General features: G+C 66.6%; 4 protein-coding genes and 2 pseudogenes. 5 read left to right on the forward strand and 1 reads right to left on the reverse strand.

Annotated features, from left to right (window positions below):
- Positions 1 to 1062, forward strand: a pseudogene (locus tag ACLJK8_RS21670) (IS3 family transposase); the annotation flags it as partial.
- Positions 1063 to 1212: 150 nt separating this feature from the next.
- Positions 1213 to 1395: pseudogene (locus ACLJK8_RS21675) on the forward strand (sorbosone dehydrogenase family protein); the annotation flags it as partial.
- Between the two features lie 182 nt (positions 1396 to 1577).
- On the opposite strand, the gene ACLJK8_RS21680 reads toward ACLJK8_RS21675, so the two are convergent.
- Positions 1578 to 3626 carry a catalase gene (locus tag ACLJK8_RS21680; RefSeq protein WP_413152508.1) on the reverse strand — a complete coding sequence of 683 codons (2049 nt, stop codon included), beginning with the start codon at positions 3624 to 3626 and terminating at the stop codon, positions 1578 to 1580.
- Between the two features lie 146 nt (positions 3627 to 3772).
- Between ACLJK8_RS21680 and ACLJK8_RS21685 the strand changes: the two genes are divergently transcribed.
- The 3 genes from ACLJK8_RS21685 (at position 3773) to ACLJK8_RS21695 (ending at position 5956) form a co-directional block, all read left to right on the forward strand.
- Positions 3773 to 4072, forward strand: coding sequence for an SDR family NAD(P)-dependent oxidoreductase (locus tag ACLJK8_RS21685; protein ID WP_413152509.1), 300 nt, complete (start codon positions 3773 to 3775; stop codon positions 4070 to 4072).
- On the forward strand, positions 4023 to 4703 hold the full coding sequence (locus tag ACLJK8_RS21690; RefSeq protein ID WP_413152510.1) for an SDR family oxidoreductase: 681 nt from the start codon (positions 4023 to 4025) through the stop codon (positions 4701 to 4703). The genes ACLJK8_RS21685 and ACLJK8_RS21690 overlap by 50 nt, the downstream gene beginning before the upstream one ends.
- A 464-nt stretch (positions 4704 to 5167) precedes the next feature.
- Positions 5168 to 5956, forward strand: coding sequence for a transglutaminase-like domain-containing protein (locus ACLJK8_RS21695; protein ID WP_413152511.1), 789 nt, complete (start codon positions 5168 to 5170; stop codon positions 5954 to 5956).
- Positions 5957 to 6145 lie beyond the last annotated feature (189 nt).

Consider the following 6145-nt stretch of genomic DNA (forward strand, 5'->3'; position numbering starts at 1 on the left):
AGCTGAAGCGGCTCTTGGCGGACGCGATGCTCGACAACACCGTTCTGAAGGATCTTCTGGGAAAGCGCTGACGACGCCGAAAGAGCGACGGGCGGCGGCGCTGAAGGCGATGCGGAACCATGACATCTCGCAACGCCATGCCTGCCGCATCGTCGGCGTCGATCCCAAAACCGTCCGGCGCGTCCGTCCGCCGGACAACACGGATGTTCGTGAGGCGATGAGGGAGATCGCCGGAAAGCGGCGTCGGTTCGGTTATCGCCGGATCGGCATCCTGCTGGAGCGCGAGGGACACGTGATGAACCATAAGAAGCTCTACCGGCTCTATCGTGAGGAGGGCCTGGCGGTGAAGCGGCGAAGGGGCCGCAAGCGCGCGCGGGGCTCCCGGGCGCCGATGCCGACCGCCCTGCGCCCGAATGAGAGATGGTCGCTGGACTTTCTCTCGGACACGTTCGGCGCGTCGCGCCGGTTCCGCATTCTCGCGGTCAACGACGACTGCTGCCGGGAAAGTCTCGGCCTCGTCGCCGACACCAGCANCTCTCGGACACGTTCGGCGCGTCGCGCCGGTTCCGCATTCTCGCGGTCAACGACGACTGCTGCCGGGAAAGTCTCGGCCTCGTCGCCGACACCAGCATCTCCGGCGCCCGCGTCGCGCGGGAGTTGGACGCTCTTGTCCGCGTTTACGGCAAGCCGAAAAGCATCGTCAGCGACAACGGGACCGAGTTCACCAGCCGGGCCATCCTCAAATGGGCCGACAAGAACGGCGTCGATTGGCATTACATCGATCCAGGCAAGCCCCAGCAGAACGCCTTCATCGAGTCGTTCAACGGCAGCCTCCGGGACGAGTTGTTGAACGAGGAGTTGTTCGACGGCCTGGATGACGCGCGGCGCAAGCTGGCGATCTGGCGCTACGACTACAACAACGTCAGGCCGCATTCGGCGCTGAACAACCAGACTCCGGCAACCGCGCGCCGGACGCTTGAGCTGGCTGAAGGCTCCGCGCCCGGCGCGCTTGCGAAATCCGGCGAAGACCAATACCGAAATCCAACCTGCGGACTCGCGTTATGAGCGAGGGACCACCGGGGGGCAGGTCACCCCCGATCGGCGCGGAAAAGGGACCCCTGTGGCGATAAGGTGAGCAGGCCCGTGGCGGCGTAGCTTTTCAGCTGGCGCAGCCGACGCGGGCGTGCGTTTCGCGGGCATTCAGGTTCGGGTTTTAATCCCTTCGCCGGCGGGAAGCCGGCCGGGGCCCCCCGCGACGTGCTGACCGGCTTTCTCGGCGCGGACGACGCCGCGCATGGCCGGCCGGTCGGCGTCGCGATCGACCGGACCGGCGCCCTGCTCGTCGCCGACGACGTCGGCGGCCGTGTCTGGCGGGTTACGCGAAAGCGTCGGTGAACGCGCCGCGACAGCTCCGGCAAGGGAAGACGGCGCCGGCGTGAGTCCCCGATCCACGACTGGCACTCATGGCGTGCCTCGCGGCGCGGCGATTTCCGCTGAAGCCAAGACCCCACGATGCCGCCGGCGCCGAACCAGCGCACCTCGACCGAGATCGGTATGCCATCCTCCTTAACCGGGCCTCACGCCTGCTCCCGGTCCCACACCCGCTCATGCGCGCGCAGGACCGCGGCCTCCGGCTCCTTCGCGGCCTCGAAGACGAAGGCGTCCTTCTCGACGCCGGCGGCGTCGAGCAGCCCTCCCGCCTCCTTCGTCGCCACGATCGCCTTGAGATGCGCGAAGGCGTCGGCGACGAAATCCCGCGCCGCCGGCACGCGGTCGAGCGACGCGTCGGCGGCCAGGATCGCCACGGCGTCGAAGAGCACCGAAGGCATGCCCTCGAGCTGGCCGTCGACCTCGATCCGCTCGCCCGAGGCGAGCAACACGCCGCCGCGCCTCGGCGCGACGAGCTTCACGGTGACACCCGCCTTCTTCGCCGCCGCCCGGAGCTTCTTCAGCGCCTCGCCATCCGCGCCGTCGGTCAGCAGGACGCCGACCGTCCGGCCCTTCGGCTCCTGCGTCGCGGTCAGATGCATCGAGAGCGCGTCGGAGGCCGGCATGTCGATCGGCGCCTTCGCGGGCTCGAGCGCCTCGGGCAGGTCGACGCCGACCCCGTCGGCGATCGCCTTCGCCATGTCCTCGTCGACGTTGCGCAGGCTCGCGAGCGCGCGTAGCCGGACATGCGGCAGGTCGACCTTCGAGAGTTCGAAGGTGATCGCCTTGACGATATGCGCCTGCTCGGGCGCGGTCTGGCTGCGGTAGAACAGGCGCGCCTGGCTGTAGTGGTCGGCGAAGGTCTCGCTTCGCGCGCGGAGCTTGCCCTCGGTCGGGACGGGATGGGTGCGGAACGCGTGCTCCGCCGGACGCGGCCCGGGATCCTCGCCCGCCTCGGCCAGGCTGTTCGGCTCGTAGTTGGCGCGGCCGGTCGGGACATGGGTCTGCATCAGTCCGTCGCGCTGGAAGTTCTGCATCGGGCATTTGGGCGCGTTGACCGGGATCTGGTGGAAATTGGTCGTGCCGAGCCGCGACTTCTGCGTGTCGAGATAGCTGAAGAGCCGCCCCTGCAGCAGCGGATCCTCGGAGAAATCGATCCCCGGGATCACGTTCGAGGGCAGGAAGGCGACCTGCTCGGTCTCGGCGAAGAAATTGTCGACCCAGCGGTCGAGCACCAGTCGCCCGACGACGCGGAGCGGCACGTCCTCCTCCGGGATGATCTTGGTCGCGTCGAGCACGTCATAGGGCTGCGACGCGGCGAAATCCTCGTCGAAGACCTGCAGCCCGAGCTCCCATTCCGGGAAGTCGCCCGCCGTGATCGCCTCCCAGAGATCGCGGCGGTGATAGTCGGGATCGGCGCCGGAGATCTTCACGGCCTCGTCCCAGGTGGTGGACTGGCAGCGCAGCTTCGCGCGCCAGTGGAACTTGACGAAGACCGCCTTCCCCTTCGCGTTCACGAGCCGGAAGGTGTGGACGCCGAACCCGTCCATCATCCGGAGGCTGCGCGGGATCGCGCGGTCCGACATCGCCCACAGGATCATGTGGGTCGACTCCGGCATCAGCGAGACGAAATCCCAGAAGGTGTCATGCGCGCTCGCCGCCTGCGGGAAGCCCCGGTCGGCCTCCGGCTTCACCGAATGGACGAGGTCGGGGAACTTCATCGCATCCTGGATGAAGAAGACGGGGATGTTGTTGCCGACGAGATCCCAGTTGCCGTCCTCGGTGTAGAACTTCACCGCGAAACCGCGCACGTCGCGCGGCGTGTCCTTCGAGCCCTTGCTGCCCGCGACGGTCGAGAACCGGACGAAGACCGGCACCTTGCCGCCCTTCTTCTGGAACGGCTGCGCCATGGTGAGATCCGGGATCGGGTCCGTGCATTCGAAGTAACCGTGCGCGCCGGTGCCGCGGGCATGGACGATGCGCTCCGGGATGCGCTCGTGGTCGAAGTGGAAGATCTTCTCGCGCAGCACGAAATCCTCGAGCAGCGTCGGCCCGCGCGCCCCGGCCTTGAGGCTGTTCTGGTTGTCGGAGATCGGCACGCCATGGTTGGTCGTGAGCGGCGCGCCGCCCCGCTGCTGGGTCTCCCCGCCTTCGCCGCGTTCCGTGATGATCGTCTGGTCGTTCTCCGCTCGGGGCATGGCGCGTCTCCTGGCTTTGTCCTCACGGGTTCAATCCGTCGTCGCGCGCCCGGTTCCGCCGGGCTCGCGAGGGTCATCCGCCCGGAACGTCGGGCCAGCTCGCAGGTTCACTTCCCGACACCCTCAAGCCGACATGGAGACGACACTTGGCACAGGACCCGACGACGGCCTACGACAGGCCTCCCCAGCCTCCGCAACAGCAGGACATCCCGGGTGAGACGAAGAAGATGTCGCCGTCGCCCGACCACGGCGAGACGAGCTACGTCGGGCACGGCCGCCTGACCGGCCGCGCCGCGATCATCACGGGTGGCGATTCCGGGATCGGCCGCGCCGTCGCCATCGCCTTCGCCCGGGAGGGCGCCGACGTGGTCATCTCCTACGCCAGTGAGGAGGAGGATGCCCGGGAGACNGGAGGGCGCCGACGTGGTCATCTCCTACGCCAGTGAGGAGGAGGATGCCCGGGAGACCGCGCGATGGGTCGAGGACGCCGGGCGCGCCGCCATCCTGATCCCGGGCGACATCGGCGAGGAAGAGCATTGCCGCGTCATCATCGAGGAGGCGGTCCGCGTCTTCGGTCGGATCGACATCCTGGTCAACAACGCCGCCCATCAGGCGTCGATCGAGGAAATCGAGGACATAAGCTCGGAGGAATGGCACCGAACGACGCGGACGAACCTTGATGCGATGTTCTACCTCTGCAAGACGGCCGTCCCTTTGATGAAGCCAGGCGCCGCCATCATCAACACCTCTTCGATCCAGTCCAAATCACCCTCGCCCGAGCTTCTCGCCTATGCCACGACCAAGGGTGCCATCTCCAACTTCACCGCCGGTCTGGCCGAAATGCTGGCGAAGCGCGGGATCCGGGTGAACGCCGTCGCTCCGGGGCCGATCTGGACGCCGCTCATCCCGGCGACGCTGCCGGAGGAGAAGGTCGAGGAGTTCGGCGCCAACACACCGCTCGGGCGCGTCGGCCAGCCGGCCGAGCTCGCCCCCACCTTCGTTCTGCTTGCCTCCGACGAGGCGAGTTACATCACCGGCGCCGTCGTGCCCGTCACCGGAGGTCGGCCGATGCTTTAGCCTATGTTATGGCGAGACCTACGCGCACGGGTGATGGTGGCAGCCCAGACGCGCGGCAAGCCGCTTCGATCGGCCCCTCCAAGGCGCGCTCGACGTCCGCTCAACGACCTCACCAGCCCCAAGGGAGGCGAAACGACGCATGCCAGCCCCTTCGCGCGCGTTCCTCGCCGTCCTGGCCCTTACGGCCTCTGGCGTTTCCGCCCCGGCGTTTACCAGTTCTACCGTCGCCGAGATGGCTGCGGTGAAGGCGTGCTCGATGGCGCGGGGCAGTGGCGACTATTTCGTGTTGGAGGGATGGGTCTTCACGTCCGAGGAGCTCCGTCGACTTTGGATCACCACGCCCGGCGAGCCATCCGCGCTTCTTCTCGCCGCGCCACCGGAAGACTAAGCGTCGGCGATATATCTGGGACTTACGTGCGCGCCGCTTTTTTCGGCAAGCTGTTCTCAACAGGAAAGGACTCTCCTTGCAGCTCACCATCGAGGCAGATCTCGACTACGCCCTTCCTGCTTCGGCCACGGTCCCGTTGCAGCTCGAAGCCGCCAACACGCCGGACCAGAGAGTGCTGGAGAGCTCGCTGGAAATCCCTGATCTGCCGGCGCCGCATTGGGTGCCAGCCTGCGGTGGGGTCGGACGGCGCGCATGGGTTGAAGCGGTCGATACGCTGAAATGCCGCTATCGAGCGACGGTGGAGCTTCATCGGCCAACCTCCGACATGAGGAAAGCCCCCTTCGTTCCGTTCGCCCAATTGCCAGCCGACGCGATCGCCTACCTGATGGCATCGCGCTACTGTCAGTCTGATATGTTCGAGCAGTTCGTGACATCGGAGTTCGGGCACTATGCTGGTGGAGAGAAGATCGCGGCGATACGAGATTGGATTGAGTTGAGCTTCAGTTACGTCAGGGGCTCAAGCGACGAGACTACGACCGCGATCGACACATTTGTTACGCGGCAGGGCGTATGCCGAGATTATGCCCACGTCCTGATCTCGCTGGCCCGCGCCGCCCACATTCCCGCGCGTGCGGTCGCAGTCTACGCGCCGGATGTGAGCCCGCCGGACTTCCACGCAGTCGCCGAGGTCTACGTGGGAGACGCTTGGCATCTCGTCGATGCGACCGGAATGCGTCAGCCGGACACCCTCGCAAAAATTGTCGTTGGCCACGACGCGGCCGATATCGACTTTATGACGACCTATGGCCCCGCTGGACAGAAATCCTCGTTGAACGAACAAAGCGTCCGCGTGGCGCGGCGATGATCCTCGCAGGATTTGCCTCGGAAGCAGAACGGCCCCCCGGGATGCGGATTCCGCTTTAGACCCTGCTGAAACAGCGATCGTGTCCCGCGGGGTGGTGTAGCTGAGGCGGTCATCGGGTTTCTCGGTAGGGTCGGGTCGCAACCGCCAACCTGAACCGAGGCATGCCCCCGATGACCAAGCCTATGATGG

Source organism: Amaricoccus sp. W119 (assembly GCF_047275745.1).
Taxonomy (GTDB): Bacteria; Pseudomonadota; Alphaproteobacteria; order Rhodobacterales; family Rhodobacteraceae; genus Amaricoccus.

Excerpts from the sequence above, each read along its gene's own strand:
- ACLJK8_RS21680 (WP_413152508.1), bottom strand. The coding sequence starts at position 3,626 with ATGCCCCGAGCGGAGAACGACCAGACGATCATCACGGAACGCGGCGAA.